The following is a 24307-nucleotide window of genomic DNA, read 5'->3' on the forward strand; positions in this document are numbered from 1 at the left end:
TCATCCCATCGATCTGGAGCTGATATGTCCGACTTCATCACCGTGCTGCGCGAAACCTGCCCCACGCCCGTGCTGGACGCCACCAAGTGGAAGCGCATCGGCGGCGACCCGCATACCGTGAACCTCAACGCCTACGTCTCCCAGGACGGCAGCAAGATCATGGGCACCTGGATCTGCACCCCCGGCAAGTTCGAGGTGAATTACGAGAAGTGGGAGTACTGCCATTTCCTCGACGGCTATTGCGTGATTACGCCGGAGGGCGAGGCGCCGGTACACCTGAAGGCAGGCGATGTGTTCGTGATCGAACCCGGTATGAAGGGCACCTGGGAAGTGGTGGAAACCGTGCGGAAGTATTTCGTTTTCGCCTGATTCCGCTGTTCGTCACTCATCGGGGCGGTATCGGCTATCGTCACTGCGAGGCCGGTAGCCTACTGCCACCGCACGCATCGAGTCCCTCGTCGTGAGCGAGCCCCCAGGCTCATGCAAGTCAATACGAAACCCTAGCGGCGCCGGTGCTGGCCGGCGCCCTTGGGTTGATCGCTTTCTTACGGAATCGACCATTGCCCCGAGAACAGGCAGGTCAGCGCTTCGATCCCGCTGAACCTGTACCAGGGCCGCGGGTCGGCGCAACTGGTCGCCATCGAGGCGACTGTCATGCCCTGGGCGTTTACGGAAGTGCTGTCCACTTGGGCGAACACCGATGGGGTCGTTTGCTGCGATTCACCGACGACCACTGCCGGCGCCTCGACCAAGGCGGGCGAACGGACCACGCTGGCCTGGGCAGGAAGCGTCGCCACACCGAGGGCGGTCAGGGAGAGGCTGAGGCATAGAGCCTGCTTGATCTTGTTCATGATGACGTCCTTTTGGCTGATACCGCCTAACCTCGGCGGTCCATAAGACGGTACAACGGCGCTTTTCCAGGCCCTATAGAACAGGCGAGCTAATGGCGTTTGGATGGCATTTTCTGACGCACGCAGAAGTATCAGGGTGACAGCTCTGGCCCGACGCTCTACCATCCCCGGCGCCAGCCAACTTGCGCAAGGAAGCCCAGTGGAAAGATGGAGTGATCGTCCCGCACCGGAATTAAATGACGACCTGATTGATAAATTAGTAATTCTGAGTACGGAATTTTTCAAAAATCATTCGTCTCAGATCGCCAAGTTCGCTCCGCCGATAGTAGGGTTCGCCCTCTTCTTGCGGTATTTCCATACCCACCATTTCTATCCCAGTTTCGACCTGCTGCAATTCTCATCATTGCTGCTCGGTGCCGGCATGGTGGGGTTCGCCATCATCGGCACATTGTGGCTCTGGCTGCTGGCGCCCGGATTGTGGATTTTCCATGGATTCATCGAGAAGCAGGATATCCGCCAAAGCATCAAAGCCTCGTTTCCCGCTCATGAAAGCAAACGTATTGGACATGTGTTTCTACTGGTGTTTCTGTGCTTTGTCGGCCCCTACAGCCTTTGCTCTGTGATGCTTGCATCCGTACTGATCTTCTCTCCAAGCCTTTACTTGATTGCGCTCCTGGGACTGAGCCTGCTGATCGCCTTGCTGTTCGGCATCGCTATTCAATTTGTATTCAAGCTACCGAAATATTCCTTCTTTCGATACACCTTCAATGCATGGGCAGCGGTTCTAATAGTGAACGCCATGGCATTCACCTTGATCGCCGATACCAAGAACTTCATCGATGATTTGAACGGCGACCACTTGAAAATTCTGGCCATCTACCTCATTCCGCTGGGAGCCTGCTTAACGGCGGCCATATGCGCCATGGGTAGTTTCGGCGGGCTCAGGTACGCGGCTCATTTCTCGTTGCTCTTCGCATTAATCATCGCTTTTTACAGCGGCATCCTGGCCGGTCTGCCAGACCGCACCATGAAGAGCCTGGGCCTGGGAAACTATCAGGCAGAAAGCATTGTGTTGGAGCCTCAATACTGCAGCGAAACAATGCTCAAGAATTTACCTCTCACCCCGGATTGCAGCCTGACGGATGTGCACGTGGTCTGGTCTCTGGGGGAAACGCTGACACTGATCCTCGGAAGCAATAACGACGCCCGACAGGTTCAAATTCCGTCACGATTTTTGAAGACTATCATTCGCCAAGAATGATGAGGCCGCTCAAATACTAACAGAACCAAACTCAACAAAACCCGAAAGAGCCATGTTCAAAAAAAACACTCCCAACACTACAGCGCTTGAACAAAAAATTGCCGAAACGCAGAAAGAACTTGAAATAAAAATAGAAGAGCTTAAAAACAGCCATCTAGAAAGGATAGAGAGCATAAAATATGATCTAACTAGAGAAATCCTGAGCCAGTCAAACGAGCCGATAAACAAAGTTATAAGACTCCTTGCCTACATAAGTGGAATTTTTGTTGTTGGAATTGGTTTATTTACCTTACTTATCGGTAATAATTTAAGCGCCGCACTGGAAAGCCAAATGAGACAACGCATAGAAAGCTGGCTCTCACTGGACACTGAAACATCTATCGCCAGCAAAACCTTGGACGAATATCGCACCAGGGCCTTATTAGACTCGTATATGATTCAACTAGCACGTGAAAAATCACAAGGCCGACAATTTTCAACTCTAACCTTCAAAAAAGGCGACGAAAAAAGACTACTAAGCATAATCGAATCAACAAACTCTGATACAGCAGATTTCTATGACGCACTTAAGCTACTCTCTACTGCACGCGGAATCTGGGGACTCCCTTTTGCTAATAACGACACAGCTGAAAGGCTCAGAAAAATATTTCAAAGAACAGATTTCGACCCCACCAGAAAGTTTGAAATCCTACAAGCATTCGAAAGAGATCAAGCATTAACAGAAGTAGCCATAGATTTAATAAAAAATCCAGATACGCACCCTACCGTGCGTCACCAAGCATTTTTAATGCTCAAAAACCATAATATAAACTCCTCAGCAGGCCAACTAGCTTTTCAGTACGCGTTAGCCACCATAAGCACCAGAGAGAATTTCAACCACACTAGTAGCACCGCGGAATATTTAGCCACCGTATCACCATTCCACGCAGCCCTTGACAACTATATAGAATATATAAAAACTCTTTCGCACGAAGAACAAATGGCAGCCAATGTCAAACTAGCCGCAAGCTGGATACAGAATCTCCCCTCCCCGAATCTGAACATACTAAATAATGCTTTAGGCGCTGAAAATCCTGCTCGTGAGAAAATCAGGCAGCGCGTATCCCTTGCACTATCTGCCGCGATAGATGCCGGACTTCAATTAGTCGTTGCGGAAGACTTTACAAATAAACCTAATCTCACACTTCAATACCATCACACATCAGGCACCCGCGAAAGCTTCTTAGAATTCCCTATAGATAAATTACTAGAAGACGAATTACTCATAAATAATCTCGTTGAGCTCCAGAAGAAAAAAAACCCAAGCAAGATCGTTAACTTTTTCAACATCACTTACAAGAACGAAATAATCTCAGCATTGCGCGGCGAAATCCCCTCTCACATTTTAGGAACAACAACGAACCCAGCATCGAGCAAATTTCTCGCCGGCACATTTCTAAGCTCTAAAGAAGGAAGAATCATTTTTGTCTGGAAGGATGAAAATATGGAACAAAAAGAATACATCTTAAAAGACCATTCCATCTTACAAAAGGTCTTTGTTCGCTATGACAAAAGCTTTATCAAATATGAAAGTCTAGATTCATTCAGTTGGATGCTTTAATACTGGAAGAAAGCGAAACTTAATCAGAACTTCTGTATCTGATTTCAATCTCTGGTTGCCGCTTCGAGACTATCTTGCGCGCCGTATCGACGAACGGCATGACGATCAGGCTATACAGCGTCAGGTAGCGGTGGGCGTCCTGTTCCGCCGTGCCGAACTTGATCTCCTCCGGCTTGGAGGTGGTGACGTAGAGGGTGCCGAACATCCAATCCCAGAGGGACAGGTTGGTGCCGAAGTTCTTGTGGAAGTGCTTGGGCGCGTCGCTGTGGTGGATTTGGTGCTGGGCGGGGCTGTTCAGCACGTGCTCGACCACCGGCCCGAACGAGAGCCAGACATGGCTGTGGCGCAAGTTGGCGGCCAGGGCGTTGCAGATGAACATCAGGTAGGTCACGCCGAACAGGGTATAACGGCTGATCTCGCCGCCGCAGGCATACCAGAAGGCGCCGATATAGGCGCCGATGCAGACGGCACCGACCAGTTTGCTCACCACCTTTTCCAGGAAATGCACCCGGCTCGCCGTTGCCGGGACCAGTACGGGTGCCGAGTGGTGGACCTTATGGAACTCCCACAGCCAACTGCAATGAAAAACCCGGTGGACCCAGTAGTGGACGAAGTCGTTGACCAGGAACAGGCCCAGTCCGTACAGCAGCGACAACGCAAGGTTCTGCCCCAGCTGCGGGCGCGCGCCCCACAGGTTGGTGAAGAAGGCGATGTAGTCGCCGGAGCGCAGGATGTAAGGGTCCACCAGGCCGACGATGGGAACCACCAGCGCCACTTTCAGGACGGCTCGTACGAAGTAGTAGCGGTAATCCAGCAACGCCGAGCGATGCCAATGCACCTTACCGCCGCCGATGAATTGCCAGAACGAGTCCGCATCGGTCAGGCCGCGCTGTTTGCGGTAGCGGAACAGGCCATAGGCCACGGCGTAAGAGATGCACAGGAACAACACGCCGAAGCGGCCGTTCAGATCGAAGATGCCGGAGAACTGGGCTGCGATCGGTGCGATCGCCCACGCGCTCAGGTAGTGATGCAGGGTCTCGAAAACGCCCATATACGCACAGGCCGGCCCGATTGGAAAAGGTGGCGGATTATAGGGGTAAGCCTAATCGTTCGTATATGAGAGCGTGTCTCAGCTAAACAACGGTGCAGTTCTCGGCTCCCGCCGCCCGGCACCCCACGGATGCCTCCCGCCCCCTGGCCCGTTACAATGCGCGCCTTGCCCGTGCCTTGCCTGATAAAGAAGAAAACCATGTCCTTGCCCAAACACCATCTGGAACTGCTCAGCCCTGCCCGCGACGTGCAGATCGCCCGCGAGGCGATCCTGCATGGGGCCGATGCCGTGTATATCGGCGGGCCGAGCTTCGGGGCGCGGCACAATGCCTGCAACGAGGTGAGCGATATCGCCCAGTTGGTGGAATTCGCCCGCCGCTACCACGCGCGGGTGTTCACCACGCTCAACACCATCTTCCATGACGATGAGCTGGAGCAGGTGCGCACCCTGGTGCACCAGCTCTATGACGCCGGCGTGGATGCACTGATCGTGCAGGACATGGGCATCCTCGAGCTGGACATCCCGCCCATCGAGCTGCACGCCAGCACCCAGACGGACATCCGCACCCTGGAGCGGGCGAAGTTCCTCGACCAGGCCGGTTTCTCCCAACTGGTGCTGGCCCGCGAGCTGAACCTGAAGGAAATCCGCGCCATCGCCGACGAGACGGACGCGGCCATCGAGTTCTTCATCCATGGCGCACTGTGCGTGGCCTTTTCCGGGCAGTGCTACATCTCCCACGCGCAGACCGGCCGCAGCGCCAACCGGGGCGACTGCTCCCAGGCCTGCCGCCTGCCCTACACCCTGAAGGACGACCAGGGCCGCGTGGTGGCCTATGAAAAGCACCTGCTGTCGATGAAGGACAACAACCAGAGCGCCAACCTGCGCGCCCTGGTGGACGCCGGCGTGCGCTCGTTCAAGATCGAGGGGCGCTACAAGGACATGGGCTACGTGAAGAACATCACCGCCTATTACCGCCAGCGCCTGGACGAGATTCTCGAAGACCGCCCGGACCTGGCCCGTGCTTCCAGCGGCCGTACCGAGCACTTCTTCGTGCCCGATCCGGAAAAGACCTTCCACCGCGGCAGCACCGATTACTTCGTCAACGAGCGCAAGGTCGATATCGGCGCCTTCGATTCCCCCACCTTCACCGGGCTGCCGGTGGGCCATGTGGAGAAGGTGAACAAGCGCGATCTGATCGCTATCACCCAGGCGCCGCTGTCCAACGGCGACGGCCTCAATGTGCTGGTGAAGCGTAAGGTGGTGGGCTTTCGCGCCAACATCGCGGAGCTGAAAGGCGAGTTCATGGAAGACGGCGAGAAGCGCTGGCGCTACCGGGTGGAGCCGAACGAGATGCCCGAGGCGCTGGCCCGGCTGCGGCCGGACCATCCGCTCAATCGTAATCTGGATCACGACTGGCAGCAGGCGCTGCTGAAGACCTCCGCCGAACGCCGCATCGGTGTGCGCTGGCAGGCGACACTGCGCGAGGAGCGTCTGGAGCTGACCGCCACCAGCGAGGAAGGCGTGAGCGCCACGGTGCGGCTGGATGGCCCCTTCGGCGCGGCGAACAAGCCGGAGCAGGCTCTGGAGCAGTTGCGCGACCTGCTGACCCAGTTGGGCACCACCATTTATCACGCCGAGGGCGTCGAGCTGGATGCGCCGCAAGCGTTCTTCATCCCTGCTTCTCAGCTCAAGGCGCTGCGTCGCGAGGCCATCGAGGCGCTCACCGAAGCCCGCGTGGCCGCCCACCCGCGTGGCGGGCGCAAGGCGGAGAGCGATCCGCCGCCGGTGTACCCGGAGGCACATCTGTCGTTCCTCGCCAACGTCTATAACCAGAAGGCCCGCGACTTTTACCACCGCCACGGCGTGCAACTGATCGACGCGGCCTACGAGGCGCACGAGGAAACCGGCGAGGTGCCGGTGATGATCACCAAGCACTGCCTGCGCTTCTCCTTCAACCTATGTCCGAAGCAGGCCAAGGGCGTCACCGGCGTGCGCACCAAGGTCGCGCCGATGCAGCTGGTGCACGGCGATGAGGTGCTGACGCTGAAATTCGACTGCAAGCCGTGCGAGATGCACGTGGTCGGCAAGATCAAAGGCCACATCCTCGACCTGCCCCAGCCCGGCAGCGCGGCCGGCCAAGTCGTTGCCAGCATTACGCCTGAAGATCTGTTGAAGACCATCCGTAACCGTCCTGGGCGGGCGTGACGGGCTGAGACTTCTGGTCCGTGAGCAAACCGGGCGCTATGCGTAAGGCCGAAAATCCGCCCCCTCACCCCAGCCCTCTCCCCAGAGGGGCGAGGGGGCAATTCGTGTGGGCTCACAGCTTTCGTGTAGGGGCGAATTTATTCGCCTGGCGGAGCATCACCGTTCTACCCAAATGCCATGGCCCAAGCCGCCACTCAAGGCGTGCCGAACACCGCCGTCCAATAGATGCCCGCGTCGCTCTTCGGGTCCACTGCGTAGGCCGCGCCTACTTCGCTGAACTGCGGGTTCATCAGCACGGCGCAATGGCCGGGGCTGGCCAGCCAGCCGTCGACCACCTTGCGGGCGGTGTCGAGGCCGGCGGCGATGTTTTCGCCGATCTGCCGGCCGTTGTAGCCGGCCAGCTCCGCCCGGTCGCCAGGGGTGCGGCCGTCGCGGTCGCGGTGGTCGAAGAAGTTGCCGTTGGCCATGGCCCGGCTGTGCGATTCGGCAGCCGAGCCGAGGGCGGCGTTCCAGGTCAGGGGGGCTGCCGCGCTGAACGACTGGCCGCCACACTGGCGCGCCTGGGCGCGCGCCGTGTTGAGCTGTTCGAGCAGTTGCTGCCCTTCCGCTTGCCAATCGCCCAGGCGCCCGGTTAGCAGGGGGCGCGCCAGCACGATGCGCCAGTCACGGTCTTGTCGGCTCACGCCGATATCGACGAACTGTGGATCGAGCACCACCTGGCAGAAGGTCTCCCGCAACGCCTTCATGGCCGACTGCGCATCGCGCGGGCCGGACAGGCTGATCGCCTGGACGTTGACCATCGGGTAGCCGGTACCGGCCAGCGCCTGCTGCAAATCCCCCACGCCACCGGCCGACAGCACCAGGCGCGAATCGGGCGCCAGCGGCGGCAGCGGTTCCGAGGCGCGGCCGGCACAACGCTGGACTTCGCTGCGGTAGACATTGATCGCTTCGACGAGCTGCGCTTCCTCGGCCGCCACGGCGGCAGCGCTGGCGACCAGCCCCAGCCACAGTGCAGCGAAGCATGAAAGGAACGACATGGCGCGCATGGAACTCTCCTTCGACCTGATTGCAGCCATGATGCGGGACGGAGCCGTCTCGCGCCATGGCTGGATTGCCGCGTGGAATGATCACCGGCCATGGGCAATCCCGCAGCCAGCTGGCTATGATCATGCGTCATGACCCAGTCACCGCCCCTCCGCTCCCCCTGCCCGCCCGGCACCTGCAACTGCGGGCGCGAGCAGTTGCTGGAAACGCCCGGCAGCGACGTACGCATCCTGTTGCTGACCCGCAACGAGGAAAAGCGTCTGCTCGAGCGGCTGGAAAACCTGCGCAGCCTGGACGACTTGCGCCACCTGCAACGGCGGATGTACGAACAACTCGGCATCCGCCTGAGCATCGAGCCCGGCTACAACGAGGTGCGCACCATGCGCGGCTTCGACATCCGCCTCGACGAACATCCCGGCCTGTGCCGCAAGACCCGCCAGTCGATCCCCGCCGCCGTCCGCCGTGGGTTGGAGAAACACCCCGAAATCGCCTACCGCCTGCTCGACGCCCACGACCTGCTGCGCGATGCCTGAGTCCCAAACCACCTGTAGGAGCCAGCTCTGCTGGCGAAAGAAAATCTGGATGAGTGAAGCGCGATCCGAGCCAAGAGATCATTGTGCTAGCATCCTGCGCCCTTCATTTATCCCGAACGGACTCATCATGCTCAATCGCTTCATTCCCTTTGCCGCTGCCACCCTGATTCTCCAGGGATGCGGTGTTTCCATGCCTCGCTACGAGCCGAACTTCGACAACGTGCAGACACTGAAAAGCCAGGCTCCGCTGGTCAAGCTCGGCTCATCCGAAGTCGTGGCCGATTCGGGCCAGGACTCGCTGTCTGCCCGTGCCAACCCGATCCGCAGCCCGGAAGGCTCGGTAAGCAAGCATGTGCAGAATGCGCTGGAAAGCGAGCTGCGCCTGGCTGGCCTGCTCGACCCGGCGTCAGCGCGCCGCTTGGATGTGCGCCTGCGCCGTAGCGAGTTGAACGCGCCAATTGGAACCGGTAACGGCGTAATCAGCGCGGATTTCGATCTGCGTGACGGCGACCGCTCGCTGTACCGCAGCAACAAGACGGTCAGCGATACCTGGGACAGCGATTTCGTGGGCGCCATCGCCATCCCGGCTGCGGCGAACGCCTTCAATCCGCTGGTCCGCAAGCTGCTGGCCGAACTCTATCGGGACCCAGCGTTCATCCAGGCGATGAAGGAATAGAAACGGACATCGGCGCGCCCGCAACGGGCGCGCCGAACCCGGTCAACCGCGAAGCGGAAAAGGAATCTGCGCGTATTTCAGGGTCTGCCGATCGACCATCCGCTTCAGCAGGGCCGTGAGCTGGCGACGGAAGCTGTCGTTAACCGCTTCGGCCGGCGTGTAACCCATCATCGGAATGAACACGAGGCCAATCCAGGTACGGATCGACTCGTCGTTCCGCTCATTGGATACCGGCTGCCCTTCCGGATCGAGCACTTGCAACGTCATGGCGTATTCGTCTTTCACCGTGGCCGGAATCACCAGGAAGGTGAAACCGGAGATGAAGCCACCGATCATGGCCGCGCCAGTCGAGCCGCTGTTATACACGTCCAGCTTGAGGGTGTAGTCGCCCGGTTGTTTCTGGAATTCGTCCAGGGTGTAGCGGCTGAACAGACCGGAGTCGCGAAGCGTAGCCTCCAGTTGAGGCTTGAGCATGTCTCGTGCCTGGGGAAGCGCTATGGCCTTGGGGTCGCCGGCTTTGCCTTGGTAGAACGTGAAGTCCACGAACACGCTGGGGCGTTGCTGGTAGCTGGCCATAGACGGCAGCTGGGTTTCCGGAACCTTGTCGCCGGGAAAGCTGGCACAGCCAGTCAGAGCAAGGACCAGTGCCATGCCCAACATCTTCAGCTTCATTTCGATTCTTCCTTGTCAGATAGGGGTTTCCGCCGCTCCAGGCTCCCCATCGCAGCGGAGGCGTCACTTTATTGAAGGACGGATCTAATATCAATTTGCCAACATTTCTCGTGAAGCGAAAAGGTCGCCACCTCACACTTCCGCCCCCGCCTCATGGTTGAGCCGGCCCGTTGCGACCGTTCAGCGGCTTGCCCCGCTCCGCTTCGAATCAAATCCCCAAGCTCCACTCTAAGCCGTGCCGTACCCTCCCGCGGAAGTTCGCCGTCTCCGCGTTTCCCATGGACATTGCGCAAGGAGATGCCCCTATGTCCCGTTTCATTTCTTCGGCGTTCAAAGCAATTCCCTTCACGCTCCTCAGTGCTGCCGGCACGACGGCCGGGGCTGTCGATTTCCTGGTCACCACCGAGAAGGACCAGTTCGATGGGCAGTGCAATGCCCATTGCTCGCTACGCGATGCGGTGCAGGCGGCGAACGAGTTCCCCGGTGCGGACCGCATTCTGCTGGGGGCTGCGACGTACGTTCTCGATCGAGCGGCACCGGACGAGAACGGCATTCCTCTCGAGGAGGACGACAACCTGAATGGCGACCTGGATATCCGTGACGAACTGGTCATCCAGGGGCTCGGCGAAGCGCGTACGGAAATCCGCGGCGAAGCGTTGAACGACCGGATCGTCGAGGTACGACCCGACGCCAAACTCACCCTCGCTCGACTGAAGATCAGCGGCGGAGCCGGCCACATCAACGGAGGCGCGCTGGAAAACCACGGCGAAGCCATCCTGAACAGAGTGACGCTCAGCGATAACCAGGCCCTTGCCCGCAGGGCCGACGATCCGGGCAACGGTGGCGCCATCGCCAACTTCGGAACATTGGGGATTTTCTCGTCGATGCTCGTCAACAATGAAGCCAAGGCTGGAGAGGATACCGGCTATGGCGGCGCGCTGTTCAACCAGGGCGATGTGTTCGTGCGAGACACCCTGTTCAGGGATGGCCGTGCGAACAACGTCTGGGGAGAGAGTGGTTCAGGCGGGGCCATCTATAACGTCGGTCGGGTCGATATCGCCCGCAGTACCTTCATCGGCAACTGGGTGGGCGAATTCGGTAGAGGGGGCACGCTCGTCAATGATCGGGCAGGCGTTGTGAAATTGACCAACACCACCTTCAGCGACAACGTCGCCATATCGCCGGTGATCGTCAACGAACAGCCGAACCAGGCCGGCACTCCCAGCCTGGAGCTCGTTAACGTCACGGTCGTCGATAACATCGGTATCGGCGTTTACAACGGCGGCAGGCTGCGTATCCGCAACAGCCTTATCGCCGGTAACTGGGATGAGATGGGGGAATATACGTACCCCTGCTGGAACAGCGGCAATCGCTATCGGTACGAGGCTATCGGCCTGGTGCTGGGCAATGGCGGAGGCAACTGCTCTGCCGATCGCTACGTTGAAGAGCGCTACACCCTCACCCGCCTGGTCCATCCGTTGACCGCGTTCGACGAACGCACCTACGTCCATGCGCTGCGCTACAACAGCATGGCCCTGGACGCCGGGATCGGCTCCTGCACCAGCCACGACCAGCGCCGCCGTCCGCGCCCGCGTGACGGCGATGGAGACGGCGTAGCGGTGTGCGACCTGGGGGCCTACGAACGGGCCAGGCCCTGAGCGGACACCAACCGAGCCCCGCGCAGGCGGGGCCCTCTCTTCCTGTCTCCGCCACGTCAAGGAGATGCCACCATGCTCCGCCTCCATTCGTTGACAACCCTGCCGGCAGCCTGCCTGGCGCTGACCAGCACGACGCTCCTGGCCGCCGATTTCATCCCCACCACCGACCGCGACGAATTCGATGGCCTCTGCAACGCCCATTGCTCCCTGCGCGATGCCGTGCACGCGGCGAACGGCCTGCCGGGGGCGGATCGCATTCTGCTCGATGGCACCTATGTCCTCAGCCGAGCGGCCCCGGAAGGCGTTCCGCCCGACGAGGACGACAACCTCACCGGCGATCTGGATATCCGCGATGAGCTGGTCATTCGCGGCCGAAGCGAGGCGCTCAGCGGGGTTCGTGGGGAGGGCCTGAACGACCGGCTTGTCGAGGTGCAGCCCGGCGCCCGGCTCACCCTCAAACGGTTGACGCTCGGCGGCGGCGCGACCAGCCAGTACGGCGGTGCGCTGGAGAACCATGGGGAAACCCTCCTCAACCGGGTCACCGTCACCGGCAACGAGGCGGATGCCGGGCTCGCCGGCGAGGGGCAGGTCGGCAGCGGTCACGGCGGCGCCGTGGCCAACTTCGGCACGCTGGGCATCTACGCCTCGACCTTCAGCGATAACCGCGCCGATGGCGGCAATGAGGAAGAAGGCCGGGGCGGCGCATTGTTCAACCAGGGAACGCTGCTGGTCCGCGACTCGCTGTTCCGCGGCAACCGTGCCGAAGGCGGCTGGGAGGAAGGCGGTCGCGGTGGCGCGCTGTTCAACCTGGGGCAGGCGGATCTGGCGCGCAGCACCTTCATGCAGAACAGGATCGGTGAGTACGGCCGGGCCAGCGCCTTGCTCAACGCCGGAGTCGGGCAACTGAAAGTGACCAATTCCACCCTCAGCCAGAATGCGCCGGTGCACGGGGCCGGCGTGATCACCAACGAGGCACAGGACGCCGCAGGAACGCCCCGGCTACAACTGATCAACGTCACCCTGGCCGATAACCTCGGACTCGGCCTGTTCAACGGCGGCGACCTGCTGATCCGCAACAGCCTGATCGCCGGCAACACCGACGGCTGGGGCGGCTACGCAACCCAATGCCAGAACTTCGGTACCACCTACACCTACCGGGCCGTGGGCCTGTTGCTCGGCACCACAGCGGGCAACTGCACCGGCGAGCGCTCTATCGAGAACCGCTACACGCTCACTCGCCTGCTCCACCCGCTCTCGGCCTTCGACAAACGCACCTACGTGCATGCGCTGCGGCAGGGCAGCCTGGCGCTGGATGCGGGGATCGGCTCCTGCACCTCGCACGATCAACGCCGCCGTCCGCGCCCCCGCGATGGCGATGGAGACGGCGTAGCGGTGTGCGACCTGGGGGCCTATGAACGGGCCAGGCCGTAGGCTCGTGCCGCCATCCAGCCCTGCGGTTCGTCCAGGCGCAGCGCTGCCTTCTGAACACAACAGGACGATCAGGGTCCGACTCCATGGGTGCAGCCGAACGGCGCTCCCCCTTCCCGCTCAATGCACCCTGGAGGTTGGATGGACAAGGCGGATCGCGCCGGCTTTGCCGTTTTCTGCGTGGCTATCGTGTTTCTCGCGTTCGTGGTCGGGGCGTTCCTGATGCTGTCCAGGACGTTCCCCTTCCGCTATTTCGACGACGCCTACAAGGCGGCCCAGGCGACCCTCAGCCAGTTATCGGCCACCGACCTGTACACCGAGACGCACCTGTGGCGCGAAGCACGCCGTAGCGAACGCGGCGTCACTCTGCACGATCCGCAGCGGGCCTACCCCGGCGTGACGCTGTATACCTCCGGCGATGGCAGTTACGCGCAACTGATCGACATGGACGGCAAGGTGCTGCACCGCTGGGAGCTGCCCTACCGCGAGATCTGGCAGGAGAACCCCGAGGGCCGTGCCCCGCGGCCGGAAGATCGGATCTACTGGGACAAGGCGCGCCTGCTGCCCAACGGTGACTTGCTGGTGGTGATCACCGCCGACAACGACACGCCCTGGGGCTACGGGCTGATCCGCATCGACCGTGACTCGAAGCTGATCTGGGCCTACCACGGCGCGACCCACCACGATCTGGTGCTCACCGACGACGGCCGCATCGTCACCCTGAGCCACGCCTTCAGCGAGGAGGACATTCCCGGCCTGCACGGCCTGGAGCAGCCCTGGCTGGACGACTTCCTGGTGACGCTGGACGCCGCGACCGGCCGCGAGCTGAGCAAGGTCTCGTTGGTGCGCGCCTTTCTCGATTCGCGCTACGCCGAGCCGCTGTACCAGACGCCCAGCTACGCCGTGGCCGACCCGCTGCACGCCAACAGCGTCGATTATCTGGACGCCGCGCGCAGCGCCGTTTTCGCCCCGGCCGCCGGTCGGCCCGGCCAGGTGCTGATCTCGTTCCGCAACATCAGCGCCGTCGCCCTGGTCGACCCGATATCCGGCACGCTCAGTTGGGCGACGCGCGGTCCGTGGATCGTCCAGCACGACGCGCGGGCCTTGCCCAACGGCAATCTCAGCCTCTTCGACAATGCCGGCAACTACCGCGAACGCAACATCTCGCGCCTCATCGAGGTGAACCCCAGCAGCCATGAAATTGTCTGGAGTTACGAGGGAGACGATGCGCACCCCTTCGAGAGCTATGTGCGCAGCTCTGCCGAGAGGCTGCCCAACGGCAACCGGCTCGTGACCGAATCCGACGGCGGCCGGCTCTTCGAAGTGACGCCCGACGGCACGCTTGCCTGGGAGTTCGTCAACCCGGTGCGCGGAGGCGAGAACGACCGCTACATCCCCATCGTCTCCTCAGGACAGCGCCTCGCTTACGGAGAGCTCGACGCGGATTTTCGCCGCCTCCTCGATAGCCCTGAACAAGGTGAACGCCATGACCCCTGATACCCAGCGACACGCCAAGCCTTTCGCCCTCGCCGCCGTCGCGCTCTGCGCCACCCTGCCGCTGGCCGCCCACGCCTATGTCGGGCCAGGCGCCGGGCTGGGCCTGCTGGCCGCGCTCTGGGGGTTGCTCGCCGCCGTCGGGGTGGCGGTGCTGTACGTGGTGATGTGGCCGATCCGCCGCATGCGGCGCCGGCGCAAGGCGGAACAGGCCGCCGCGGCGAACGCGTCCCGGGAGCCCGCACCCGCGCAGCAAACGGCCAGCGACACCCACCCGGCCCCCGCACGGCGCAGCGAGACCGAATCGATGCGCCCCTGAGCGCCGCCCCGGCACACGAGCCCGCAGAAGCGCTCCCGTGTGCCAGCAGACCTGACGAGAGGATGCCATGGGACTACTGGACCTGCCCGCACCGCTGTTCGCCGCCCTCGATGACGGCATGGCGCTGGTCTTTCCACCGGCGGCCCGCCTGCTGCTCTGGGCCGCACTGGCCGGTGCCGGAACGCTCCTCCTGTACCGCTGGCTGTCGCCCCAGGCCGCCATCGGCAGGGCCAAGCGCGAGGCCCGCGAGGCGCGCCAGCGGCTGCAAGAATTCGATGGCGAAATCGGCGAGGCCGGCCCGCTGATCCGCGGCCAGTTCCGCGCCGCGTTCAGGCATCTCGGCCTGGTTATCTTGCCGACGCTAATTTCCATGTTGCCCCTGCTCGCCCTGCTGAACTGGATCGACAAGGCCTACAGCTACGACTACCCGGAGGCGAACCAGGCGCCCAGTGTCAACGTGGTGCCCGCCCCCTTCTTCGCCGAATGGCTGGGCGATGGCGACACCCCGGTGCTGCGCGTGCGCGCCAGCGGTGCCGACGCCCTGGATATCCCCGTGACGGCGCCGGTGCCGGTGATCGAGCGGCGTCATTGGTGGAACTGGCTGGTGGCCAACCCGCTGGGTTATCTGCCGGACGATTTCGCCGTGCAGCGTGTCGAGATCGGTCTGCCGGAGCGTTCCTACCTGCCCTTCGGGCCACCCTGGATGCGCTCCTGGCTGGCGCTGCTGCTGCCCGGAATGCTGTTCGTCTCGCTGCTCACCTACCGCTGGGCGCGCATCGAATGAGCGCGGCGAGCAAAGCCGCGACGGCAGACAACCCCGGCTTCAGCGTACCGACCTGGATGCACCTGCTGGGCGGCTGGGTCCACCGCAAGCCGCAGACCTGGATCACCCTCGGTAACCTGGAAACCCGTCTGGTGCAGGACGCCATCGACGATCTGCGGGTCGATCGCCCGGTCTACGTGGCCGGCCTGGCGCGCTCCGGCACCACCATCCTGCTGGAGAAGCTGGCCGCACACCCGTCGGTGGCCAGCCACCGCTACATCGACTTTCCGCCGGTGCTGACGCCCTATTGGTGGAACCGCTGGCTGGCGCTGGTACCCAAGAGCGAGGAAACCGCCCGGGAGCGCGCCCACAAGGACGGTATCGAAGTCACCTCGCAAAGCCCCGAGGCGTTCGAGGAAATGCTCTGGATGGCGTTCTTCCCCGATACCCACGACCCGACGCACAGCTCGGTGCTCGGCCGCGACGCAACCAATCCAGCCTTCGAACGCTTCTACGACGAGCACCTGCGCAAGCTGCTGGCGGTGCGCGATCGCCAGCGCTACGTGGCCAAGGGCAACTACAACCTGGTGCGCCTGGGCTACCTGCACCGACTCTATCCCGAGGCGCGCTTCATCCTGGCGATCCGCGAACCGGTCTGGCACATCGCCTCGCTGATGAAGCAGCAGAAGCTCTTCGTCGCCGGCGAGACGGCCGAGCCCCGCGCGCTGGAGCATATGCGCCGGGTCGGGCACTACGAGTTCGGCCTGGACCGCCGTCCCATCAACGTCGGCGACGATGCCGCCAGCGCCCGGATCATGGCGCTGTGGGAGGCGGGCCAGGAGGTCGAGGGCTGGGCCCGTTATTGGGCGGCGGTGTACCGCCACGTGGCCGACACCCTGGACGCCGACCCGGCGCTGCGCGAGGCCTGCCTGGTGGTGCGCTACGAAGACCTGTGCGCCGCGCCGCAGGAAACCCTGGGCAGGGTGTTCGCGCACAGCCAGTTGGACATCCAGCCGGCGGACCTCGAACGAGCGGCCACGGGACTGCACGCGCCGGGCTATTACCGACCGGATTTCAACGAAGAAGAGCGGGCACTGATCGAGGCGATCACTCAGCCGGTCGCCGCCCGTTTCGGCTACGCTCCACGCGGTTGAGCGAGACCGCCGTTCCCATTCGCCAGTGAGGGCTTCTGCCATGCGTCATACCTCCGCCACTCCGGGCCCCTGCCTGCAACCAGCACCCGCGCTGTCGGGCCATCTGCCGGTACTGGTGAGCGGTGCGCCGGACATCGGCACCCAGGTGTTGGCCGAACGCCTGCGCGACGCCGTCGGATCGGGCAGTCCGTCGTTCCACGTCGGTGAGCACCCGCCGCACTGGCTGGCACGCATGAGCGACAGCGGCCCGCAACCGCGGGTGCTGCTGGTGGTGGATGCCCAGCGGGGCATCGATACCGAGGCGCATCGTTTCGGCCTGCTCGCCTCGCAATTGGGCATCCGTCGGTTGCTGCTGGCGGTGACCGGCATGGAACGGATGGACTGGCGCGAAGACGTCTTCGCGCGCCTTCGCCACCAGTACCGCGCCTACGCCGAGCGGCTGGGAATCGAACAGCTCACCGCCATTCCGCTAAGCCTCAAGGGAGACGACAACATCGTCGAGCCGTCCGGCAGGCTGTCCTGGTACCAGGGTCCGACGTTGCTGGCGCAGGTGCAAGCCGAGGCGAAGCTGCCGTCCGGCGAGCGGCCGGAGGCCGCCGATGCGCCGTCGCAGGTCTCCGATCAGTTCGCCGCCCACCTGCTCTGGCTGGATGACCAGCCGCTGTATCCGGGGCGTGTCTATCGCCTGCGCCTAAACGACCGCGAGGTGGATGCGCGGGTCAGCGAGATCAAGCACCTGCTCCAGGTCGACACGCTGGAGCGGATGGCGGCCAAACGCTTGCGGCGCGACGACCTGGCCTTCTGCAACCTGGCGCTGGACCAGGCGCTGCCGTTCAATGCCGCGGGCGAGTGCCCAGCCACCGGCACTTTCCGGCTCTACGAGCGCACCCAAGACACCCTGGTGGCGTGCGGCCTGATTGCCTTTGGCCTGCGCCGCGCCACCAACCTCCACCGTCACGCCATGAAGGTGGACAAGGCCAGCCGTGCCGCGGCCAATGCGCAAAAGCCTTGCGTGCTCTGGTTCACCGGCCTGTCCGGCGCGGGAAAATCGACGGTCGCGGACCGGGTGGAACAACGCCTGCAGGCGGCCGGCAAGCGCACCATGCTGCTGGACGGCGACAACGTGCGCCATGGCCTCAACCGTGACCTCGGCTTCACCGACGAGGACCGGGTGGAGAACATCCGCCGGGTCGGTGAGGTGAGCAAACTGATGGTCGAGGCCGGCCTGATCACTCTGGCCAGCTTCATCTCGCCGTTCCGCAGCGAGCGGCGCATGGTTCGCGAGCTTCTGGAGGACGGCGAGTTCCTCGAAATTTTCGTCGACGCCCCGCTGGAAGTTTGCGAAGCCCGCGACCCGAAGGGCCTGTACAAAAAGGCCCGGGCCGGCGCCCTGCCGAACTTCACCGGCATCGACAGCCCCTACGAGCCCCCGCAGGCGCCCGATTTGCGCCTGCCCGCCGGCGAGCTGGACGCCGACACCCTGGCCGGGCAGGTGATCGATCTGCTGCGCCGACGCGGGATGCTCTAGCGTTCACACCCACTAGCGAACACCCCCCTGCCTTTCCATGTGATCGTATCCTTGCGCGGCGTTGTCCAAACTCCGTAAGCCAGTGATCAGTGGAGGCGTCGATCATGTCGAAGGGCGAATACCAGCAGCGCAAGGCCATTCGCCTCGAACGGCTCCAGCGCTTCCTCGCCTGGGCCTCGGCGACCTACCCGGACTTCGTGGCGAAGAAGAACCACCAGGAACAGTGGTTCACCCCCTATATCGGCTACCCCTATCCGCAGTTCGGCCGTGCCGCCAAGGCCTTCTGGCTGGGGCTGGAGGCACCTGCGGTAGACGCAACCCTGCAGGCGCCGGAGCCGCAGAGCCTGCTCTGGCGGATACTGGCCAACGACCGCAACGACTTCCACTGCACCGTGGACCTGTTCGAGGTGGAGAAGACCTTCGACTGCGGCCCGGTCCAAAGCCTGCTGGACCCGGACTGGGCCCTGGCGCTGGCCGACAGCGACTCTGTCGACGCCTTCGCCGAGCATGTGCGCCAGCAGGTCGAGACGAAAGTGCGGGGCCGGCTGAAGCGCCTCGAACCGGCTCTCCTGGCGCTGCCGGTAGCGGACCGTGCCCGCGTACTGGAGCGGATGCGCCCCGCCCTGGCACGGCTGGACGATTTTCTCGCAGTGGCCGTGGACACCATCAACGAGGTCCGCCATGAGCTGCGCTACGTGGTCGAGCTAAGGCATGGCGATCTTGTCCTGGAGGTGCAGCGGCGCATTCCGTCGGGCCAGGGCCATGTGCTTGGCGAGGAAGAAGTCCGCGAACTGAAGGCCGTCGACCACCGTGAATTGGCGGACAAGTTCGCCCTGCTGCGCGAAGAGGCCGGCGACTTCGACCTGCGCCTGCTCGGGCACCGGCGGCTGATGGAAATCTTCCAGTTGGAGCCGGGCAAGCTGCGTCGGGCGCTGCGCACGGCGATCCGCGATCACCGCGAGAAGATGGCCTTCGCCGAGTTGCTGGCAAGCGATCCGCGCTTCGTGCACTACCACAAGCTCTATCCGGCCCGGCGCCTGACCCGCCAGTGGACCGCCCTGCTCGGCCCGACCAACAGCGGCAAGACGCACCGGGCCATCGAGGCGATGACCCGGGTCACCCACGGCATCTACCTGTCGCCGCTGCGCTTGATGGCGCTGGAGAACCAGGAACGCATCGAAGCCATGGGAGTGCCCTGCTCGCTGGTGACCGGCGAGGAGGAAATCATCCGCGAGGGCGCGACCCACTTCTGCTGCACCATGGAAGAGTTCGCCCGCTTCCGCCAGCAACATTGGGATGTGGTGGTGATCGACGAAGTGCAGATGCTCGCCGACGACCAGCGCGGCTGGGCCTGGGTCGACGCGCTGGTCAGCGCCTATGCGCCGACGCTGTTGATGACCGGGCCGGCGCTGATCGAGCCCTCGCTGCGCACCCTCTGTGCGCTCTGCGAGGATCGCCTGGAGGTGAAACGCACCAAGCGCCTCTCGCCGGTGGACGTGGCAAGGCACGCCACCACCCTCAAGCATCTGGAGCCCGGTTCCCTGCTGGTGGCGTTCAGCCGGCGCACGGTACTGGAGCTGAAGGCGCTGCTGGAGATGTCCGGCAAGACGGTCTCGGTGGTCTACGGCGCGCTCTCGCCGGAAGTGCGCCGCGAGCAGGCCCGGCGCTTTCGCGAAGGCGAGGCGGACATCATGGTGGCCACCGACGCGGTGGGCATGGGCCTGAACCTGCCGGCGCATACGCTGTGCTTCTACACCGACGAGAAGTTCGATGGTCTCCAGACCCGCCAGCTCGGCGTGCAGGAGGTCAAGCAGATCGGCGGGCGCGCCGGGCGCTTCGGTCATCACGACCAGGGCTGCATCACCGCGCTGGACCCGCAGGTGCTGAAATCGATCCGCCGGCTGTTCAACAGCCCGGACCAGCCCATCGACCTCGCCCAGTTCCAGGTCCGCCCGTCCATCGACCACCTGGCGGCGATCTCCGACCTGATGAACGAGCCCAGCCTGCTGCGCGCCTGGCTGACCTTCAACCGCAACATCAACTACGGCGAATCCTTCATCTCGGTGCTGCCGGACGAACTGGCCGAGTGGATCAAGCTGATCGACCTGCCCGACGTCCCGCTGTGGCTGCGCTGGGTCTTCGCCTGCACGCCGATCCGCGGCGGCCTGGACAGCCCGGCCAGCAGCCTGGCCCAGCGCTGGCTGAAACAGGTGGCCCAGGGCGAAGCAATCGAGCTGCCGCGGCTGTTCCTCGAAGCCGACCTCGCCAGCCTGGAAAGCACGCTGCACATCATCGAGGCCTACCTGCACCTGGCGCGGACGCTGCCGGACCAGTTCCCCGCCCTGGAGCGGGCCGAAGAGCATCGCCACCTGCTCAACGAGGCGATCACCCGTGAGCTGTCACGCCGGCGCAAGCCCCGTCGCGGCGACCACCGACGCATCGGCGGCGACACGCGCAACTGCGGGAAGTGCGGCCGGCCGATGCCGGTGCTGAGCCGCCAGTTCCGCCTCTGCGAGGGTTGCTGGCGGGAACGTCACTGAAGCGGCTTCAGTCCTCCGGCAATAGCGCAATCAAAGCAGCCAGATAACCCGCACCGCGTTCGCCGATGGCCTGACGCAGCGCCTTTTCCGCCGAGACGGCCGGGCTGTGGCTGACCGCCCGGCAGAAGCGGTACACCACTTCGACGATGACGGCGGGCTCCGGCGCCCTCCCCGCTTCCGGATCGACATGGGCCAACAGCAGGTGGCGCAGAGTCAGGGTCCGGACGGCCAGATTCGCGGCCCACTCGACCAGATTCAGGCCATAGTCCTGGCCGGCGCTGGTGATGGACACGAACGGAAAGCCGATGCGGGTCATTTCCGCCGCGATGAAGCGCTTCAGGATCGCATCGAGTGCGCTGCGCACCTCGCCCTGATAAAGGCCGCGGTACGCGTCGCCGGACGACAGCGTAGCGGCACGACGGCGCAAGGTTTCCGCCACCTTGGGCTGTTGAATGGCCTCTGCCAGCACTTCAAGCAGCGGATCGGCGGCGAGCAGCTCGACCGGGATCGCCAGCGAACCGGCTTCGGCCATCAGACGGGGAATCGCCCCGGCCCACTGGGAATGAGGCAAAGGCTCCAGGCGCTCGGCCAGGGTGAATACACGTACCAGCGCCTGGCCGGTGGTCGTCCCGGACTCCAGCACCAGGTCCAGAAGCGCTTTCACCACTGCGCGTCGATCGGTGGCCTGCAAGTCTTCGAACGACTGGTCGCGCACATCGCCGAGATGAAAATCGTCCTGCTGGGCCTCTTCCAGGCGGAACGGGTCCTCACCGTAGAGGCACAGGCGCGCGACTTCGGGACAGCCCATGCTCGCGGCCTTCACCAGCGAACCATTGATCAGGCGGAACATGCGCGGGAAGTTGGCGCAGATGTTGGAAAGGGCCTTCTCGCCGTGCTGCGCATGTACCTTGCAGGCTCCGCCTGTCAGGGCGACACAGTGGCCGTCGGGCCCCTTGGCGATCTGGTAGCCATCCGAATCCTTGACGATCAGGTTCTCGTAGAGCGGCAGCGCCTGGCCGAACAGGCCCCGGTCGCGCTCGCTGACGGAAATGCGCCAATCCTTGCAGCAGGTGTCTTCGCAGCGATCCACCAGACAGGCAAAACGCTGCACATAGTTGAAAACGTCGACGGATAGTGTGCCCACGGTACGCTCCGGGTTCCTGTTTCGATCCTGGAGGATGGGTGGACTCCCACGGAAAAGGGTTCCCTGCCGCGGCGTTGACCAATCGCCGGTTTGCGCTAGGCTGTGCGTTTCTTCCAAGGAGATACCCCATGGCCCGCGCCACTGCCCGTCACATCCTGGTTTCCAGCGAAGCCAAGTGCAACGAACTGAAAGCCGCCATCGAAGCCGGCGCCGACTTCGCCCAGGTCGCCCGCGAACACTCCACCTGCCCCTCCAGCCGCAACGGCGGCGACCTCGGCTCGTTCGGCCCGGGCCAAATGGTCAAGGAATTCGACACCGTGGTATTCAGCGCCCCGCTGAACGTCGTCCAGGGCCCGGTCAAGACCCAGTTCGGCTACCACCTGCTGGAAGTGACCAGCCGGCAGGATTGAACTCTTCCGAATGATATCGAGGGAGAACCAGCGCTACTGCGTTCTCCCTTGTGTCTAAACAGACCATCGATATGCTATGCGCTTGACGCTCTGCGAAGCGCTATGTCCATCCACCCGATCTGCAAAACCAACGTCTCGCGCAAGTTTTTCTTGAAGCGGATCGCATAAACTCGGCGTCCATTTACGATTCCGGCTATGCGTCTGATCGCGCGGCTGCCCTGTTTGCCACGAAACAGCGCTATCGATAAGGAGAAAGAACGATGAAGGACAAGAGAACGCTGCTGTTGATGAGTGTCTTGCTGGCCTTGCTGGGTGTTTATCTACTCAAGTCGCCAATCGAAAACTACCTTGCGGACCAGCCGCCCCAGCCAGAGTCCCCTGCATCTCAAGAGCAATTGCTGCCAGGGGAAAATGAAATCCGAAAAATCGACGTCGCTCAGGGAGACGATGGCTACTTCTATGCCACGGTCCATTATTTTTTCCGTGGCGATCTTTCCAATCCCAAGATCAGGGTCATGGCTGATAGCCCGGATGCCGATGCGAGCAGGTTCTGGAACAGTGAACAGCTTGTTGATATTCAAAAAGGGGAAAACAGCGTACGGCTGGAGGTCTTGAGACCCGCGACGCCATACAAGGAATTCACCAGCAAGAAGATCGTCGTGTCGATGAACAGCGGTTTCGCTGCTGCGCAAACGACCAAAGAAATCGATTTCCCAATTGAATGGACGGACTCGTCCACCTACATGCGAAATCGTGAATTCGCGAAAAAGACCATCGATGAGCTATATGCCGAAGCAGTCGAACTGATCGATCTTGCGGACGCCAGGACATTCCAGACCGCCAAGAAAAACTTGGAGAGAGTCCTGATCAAGGACTCACAATACATCGATGCCTACCCGGAGCTCGCCCGCTTCTCGATGAAAAACAACTGGGGACCGGAGGGTTTGAAGCAAGCCGAAACCTACTTGATCAGCGGGCTGAAGCTGAATGGCAACCATGCGAACTCGCATGTCCTTCTCGGATATGTCTATGTCCACCAGCGCCGCTTCGACGAAGCGAAAGCAGAGTTCGAAACCGCTGAGAAAATAGGTACGAAGAATCTCTGGCTCTGGGCAAACTGGGGTGAACTCCACGCTATGCAGGGTGAGTCCCAGAAGGCGATTGACATGTATCTGCGGGCCACAGACACACCGCGCCCATACGACACCTATGATAGGGCTAGGCTGGATGCCTACTTGAAGCTGTTCAGACTACTGACCTCTCCGGAGCAACTTGCAAAGGCAGATGAACTGTATCGAAAGCGTGCAGATGAGTATCCGAGCATTCCTTGCTTCCGCACCGATTACGCTGCGTTCAGGCTAGAGAGGTTTGATGATTACCAGGGTGCGATAGCTGAAAGCCGCAAGGCTATCGACAATGGTTGCGAGTCACCACGCTCCCGTCAGGTGATGGGTCTTGCCAATTATGTCGCCTGGTCCAATACCCTGGACGAGCAACGGGAAGCGTATCTCTCGCAGGCACAGTTGTTCTTTCCTGAATCGCCACGACTCATTTATCAGTTGGCTAGAAGCCAAACTACCAACAAGGCCATCGGCGAACTGAAAAAACGCGCCGTCAGTATCGACTCGAAAGACAACGAAAACTTTACTGCGCTCGCCTATGCCCTGATCGAAAACGATGTGGCCTCGGCCCGCCGACTGATCGAGCTTGGCGCAGATCCAATGAGCCATGTTGGAGATGAGGACTATCCCGTAGCGATGGCTCCCGTCTTTTATCAGCACAAGGAAGGCGTGCAGTTGATGCTGGAGTCAGGCGTCGATTTAAGTGCCGTGAAGTACAGGGGTATTTCTGCTTTGGGTTATGCGGAACAACTGCAGAACCCCGAGATCATTCATTTGATCAAGAGCAAGCTGAAAATCTGAACCGTCAATACGGGGCTTTTCTCACGCAACGATCCGATATCGGTGCGTGAGAAA

21 protein-coding genes are annotated in these 24307 nt (G+C 62.1%); 16 read left to right on the forward strand and 5 right to left on the reverse strand.

Features of this window, described 5'->3' with window-relative positions:
- Positions 1 to 24: 24 nt before the first annotated feature.
- Complete coding sequence (locus tag PIN01S_RS14160) at positions 25 to 369, forward strand: cupin domain-containing protein (protein ID WP_084336332.1); 345 nt, start codon at positions 25 to 27, stop codon at positions 367 to 369.
- Positions 370 to 545: 176 nt separating this feature from the next.
- On the opposite strand, the gene PIN01S_RS14165 is transcribed toward PIN01S_RS14160, so the two are convergent.
- Positions 546 to 851, reverse strand: coding sequence for a hypothetical protein (locus tag PIN01S_RS14165; protein ID WP_084336333.1), 306 nt, complete (start codon positions 849 to 851; stop codon positions 546 to 548).
- Between the two features lie 136 nt (positions 852 to 987).
- On the opposite strand from PIN01S_RS14165, the gene PIN01S_RS14170 reads away from it, so the two are divergent.
- Complete coding sequence (locus PIN01S_RS14170; RefSeq protein WP_139198592.1) at positions 988 to 2112, forward strand: hypothetical protein; 1125 nt, start codon at positions 988 to 990, stop codon at positions 2110 to 2112.
- A 52-nt stretch (positions 2113 to 2164) separates the two neighbouring features.
- Positions 2165 to 3712: a hypothetical protein gene (locus PIN01S_RS26400; RefSeq protein ID WP_139198593.1), complete on the forward strand. Its 1548-nt coding sequence runs from the start codon at positions 2165 to 2167 to the stop codon at positions 3710 to 3712.
- Between the two features lie 19 nt (positions 3713 to 3731).
- On the opposite strand, the gene PIN01S_RS14175 is transcribed toward PIN01S_RS26400, so the two are convergent.
- Positions 3732 to 4763, reverse strand: coding sequence for a sterol desaturase family protein (locus PIN01S_RS14175; protein ID WP_084336335.1), 1032 nt, complete (start codon positions 4761 to 4763; stop codon positions 3732 to 3734).
- A gap of 198 nt (positions 4764 to 4961) precedes the next feature.
- Between PIN01S_RS14175 and PIN01S_RS14180 the strand changes: the two genes are divergently transcribed.
- Positions 4962 to 6968 carry a peptidase U32 family protein gene (locus PIN01S_RS14180; RefSeq protein ID WP_084336336.1) on the forward strand — a complete coding sequence of 669 codons (2007 nt, stop codon included), beginning with the start codon at positions 4962 to 4964 and terminating at the stop codon, positions 6966 to 6968.
- Positions 6969 to 7162: 194 nt separating this feature from the next.
- On the opposite strand, the gene PIN01S_RS14185 is transcribed toward PIN01S_RS14180, so the two are convergent.
- A complete protein-coding gene (locus PIN01S_RS14185) occupies positions 7163 to 8005 on the reverse strand; it encodes a CAP domain-containing protein (RefSeq protein ID WP_425287686.1) in 843 nt (280 codons plus the stop codon).
- A gap of 138 nt (positions 8006 to 8143) precedes the next feature.
- On the opposite strand from PIN01S_RS14185, the gene PIN01S_RS14190 reads away from it, so the two are divergent.
- Together PIN01S_RS14190 and PIN01S_RS14195 are read left to right on the forward strand one after the other, a co-directional pair.
- Entirely contained in the window at positions 8144 to 8545 is a 402-nt protein-coding gene (locus tag PIN01S_RS14190; RefSeq protein WP_084336338.1) for a hypothetical protein, read from the forward strand.
- Positions 8546 to 8672: 127 nt separating this feature from the next.
- Entirely contained in the window at positions 8673 to 9221 is a 549-nt protein-coding gene (locus PIN01S_RS14195; RefSeq protein ID WP_084336339.1) for a hypothetical protein, read from the forward strand.
- Between the two features lie 42 nt (positions 9222 to 9263).
- Here the strand turns inward: PIN01S_RS14195 and PIN01S_RS14200 are convergent, their stop codons facing one another.
- Positions 9264 to 9893, reverse strand: coding sequence for a hypothetical protein (locus PIN01S_RS14200; protein ID WP_084336340.1), 630 nt, complete (start codon positions 9891 to 9893; stop codon positions 9264 to 9266).
- A 305-nt stretch (positions 9894 to 10198) separates the two neighbouring features.
- Between PIN01S_RS14200 and PIN01S_RS14205 the strand changes: the two genes are divergently transcribed.
- The 8 genes from PIN01S_RS14205 (at position 10199) to PIN01S_RS14240 (ending at position 20777) form a co-directional block, all read left to right on the forward strand.
- Positions 10199 to 11551 carry a CSLREA domain-containing protein gene (locus tag PIN01S_RS14205; RefSeq protein WP_169715830.1) on the forward strand — a complete coding sequence of 451 codons (1353 nt, stop codon included), beginning with the start codon at positions 10199 to 10201 and terminating at the stop codon, positions 11549 to 11551.
- Positions 11552 to 11623: 72 nt separating this feature from the next.
- Entirely contained in the window at positions 11624 to 12982 is a 1359-nt protein-coding gene (locus tag PIN01S_RS14210) for a choice-of-anchor Q domain-containing protein (protein WP_084336342.1), read from the forward strand.
- Positions 12983 to 13120: 138 nt separating this feature from the next.
- Entirely contained in the window at positions 13121 to 14476 is a 1356-nt protein-coding gene (locus PIN01S_RS14215; RefSeq protein ID WP_169715831.1) for an arylsulfotransferase family protein, read from the forward strand.
- Positions 14466 to 14792, forward strand: a complete 327-nt coding sequence (locus PIN01S_RS14220; protein ID WP_212633090.1) for a hypothetical protein — start codon at positions 14466 to 14468, stop codon at positions 14790 to 14792. Before PIN01S_RS14215 ends, PIN01S_RS14220 begins: the two co-directional genes overlap by 11 nt.
- A 67-nt stretch (positions 14793 to 14859) precedes the next feature.
- Positions 14860 to 15576 carry a hypothetical protein gene (locus tag PIN01S_RS14225; protein WP_084336344.1) on the forward strand — a complete coding sequence of 239 codons (717 nt, stop codon included), beginning with the start codon at positions 14860 to 14862 and terminating at the stop codon, positions 15574 to 15576.
- Complete coding sequence (locus tag PIN01S_RS14230) at positions 15573 to 16709, forward strand: sulfotransferase (RefSeq protein WP_212633091.1); 1137 nt, start codon at positions 15573 to 15575, stop codon at positions 16707 to 16709. The genes PIN01S_RS14225 and PIN01S_RS14230 overlap by 4 nt, the downstream gene beginning before the upstream one ends.
- A gap of 40 nt (positions 16710 to 16749) precedes the next feature.
- Positions 16750 to 18237 carry an adenylyl-sulfate kinase gene (cysC, locus tag PIN01S_RS27135; protein ID WP_084336345.1) on the forward strand — a complete coding sequence of 496 codons (1488 nt, stop codon included), beginning with the start codon at positions 16750 to 16752 and terminating at the stop codon, positions 18235 to 18237.
- A 104-nt stretch (positions 18238 to 18341) separates the two neighbouring features.
- Positions 18342 to 20777: a helicase-related protein gene (locus PIN01S_RS14240; RefSeq protein WP_084336346.1), complete on the forward strand. Its 2436-nt coding sequence runs from the start codon at positions 18342 to 18344 to the stop codon at positions 20775 to 20777.
- A 7-nt stretch (positions 20778 to 20784) separates the two neighbouring features.
- Here the strand turns inward: PIN01S_RS14240 and fliB are convergent, their stop codons facing one another.
- Positions 20785 to 21921 carry a flagellin lysine-N-methylase gene (gene fliB / locus PIN01S_RS14245; RefSeq protein WP_084336347.1) on the reverse strand — a complete coding sequence of 379 codons (1137 nt, stop codon included), beginning with the start codon at positions 21919 to 21921 and terminating at the stop codon, positions 20785 to 20787.
- A 128-nt stretch (positions 21922 to 22049) separates the two neighbouring features.
- On the opposite strand from fliB, the gene PIN01S_RS14250 reads away from it, so the two are divergent.
- Positions 22050 to 22331 (forward strand): peptidylprolyl isomerase, encoded by a 282-nt coding sequence (locus tag PIN01S_RS14250; RefSeq protein WP_084336348.1) that lies wholly within the window; start codon positions 22050 to 22052, stop codon positions 22329 to 22331.
- Positions 22332 to 22591: 260 nt separating this feature from the next.
- Positions 22592 to 24253: a hypothetical protein gene (locus PIN01S_RS14255; RefSeq protein ID WP_084336349.1), complete on the forward strand. Its 1662-nt coding sequence runs from the start codon at positions 22592 to 22594 to the stop codon at positions 24251 to 24253.
- Positions 24254 to 24307 lie beyond the last annotated feature (54 nt).

The sequence above is a fragment of the Pseudomonas indica NBRC 103045 genome (genome assembly GCF_002091635.1).
GTDB classification, from domain to species: Bacteria; Pseudomonadota; Gammaproteobacteria; order Pseudomonadales; family Pseudomonadaceae; genus Pseudomonas_M; species Pseudomonas_M indica.